Consider the following 796-nt stretch of genomic DNA (forward strand, 5'->3'; position numbering starts at 1 on the left):
CCGCCGTGCTGCTCGCGGCGCCCGCCGGCACGCCCGGCGCGACGCTGCCGCTTGCGCGGTCCGCCCATTCGGCGCTCGACCCGATCGCCGCCATTCTTTCGTTCTACGTGATGGCGGCGGATCTCGCCGTCGCGCGCGGCCGCAATCCCGACACGCCGCGCCACCTGAACAAAGTCACCGAAACGCACTGATAGCCGAGACAGCCGATGAGACGCGCCGAGGAGTCCCAGTTGAAGAGTCCCACCCACGATCAGATCGTCCTGCTTGCCCCGTTGACGGGGCCGATCGTCGCACTGGCCGACGTGCCCGATCCGGTGTTCTCCGGCGGGATGTTCGGCGACGGCATCGGCATCGACCCGCTCGCGGGCCAGCTCGTCGCACCGTGCGCGGGCGTCGTGTCGCATCTCGCGCGCACGGGCCATGCAGTGACGATCACGACGCCGCAAGGCGCGGAAGTGCTGCTGCACATCGGCATCGACACGGTCGAGCTGAACGGGCAGGGCTTCATCGCGCACGTCGAAGCCGGCGCGCGTGTCGAGGCCGGCACGCTGCTGATCGAGTTCGATCAGGACGCGGTGGCGCGCAGCGCGCATTCGCTCGTGTCGGTGATCGCGATCGCGAACTCGGATGCGTTCGAGGTCGTCGATCGCGCGAGCGGCTTCGCGACGGCTGGCGAGACGCCGCTGCTCGTGCTGCGCGGCAAGGGCGAAGCAGCCGTGCAGGCGGCACAAACCGGCGCCGCGGCGCAGAACGAGGTGCGCCGTGAAATCGTGCTGGCGCAGCCGCGCGGGCACGC

The 796-nt window shown here is 70.5% G+C and carries 1 protein-coding gene and 1 pseudogene; both read left to right on the forward strand.

What is annotated here, in order from left to right:
* Window positions 1-191 (forward strand): annotated as a pseudogene (locus G3N99_RS41060) (iron dicitrate transport regulator FecR); the annotation flags it as partial.
* A gap of 15 nt (window positions 192-206) precedes the next feature.
* Window positions 207-796: PTS glucose transporter subunit IIA (locus tag G3N99_RS41065; protein WP_206125291.1), on the forward strand; the 590-nt coding region annotated here is incomplete at its 3' end.

It is taken from the genome of Burkholderia sp. Ac-20392 (assembly GCF_017104585.1).
GTDB classification, from domain to species: Bacteria; Pseudomonadota; Gammaproteobacteria; order Burkholderiales; family Burkholderiaceae; genus Burkholderia; species Burkholderia lata.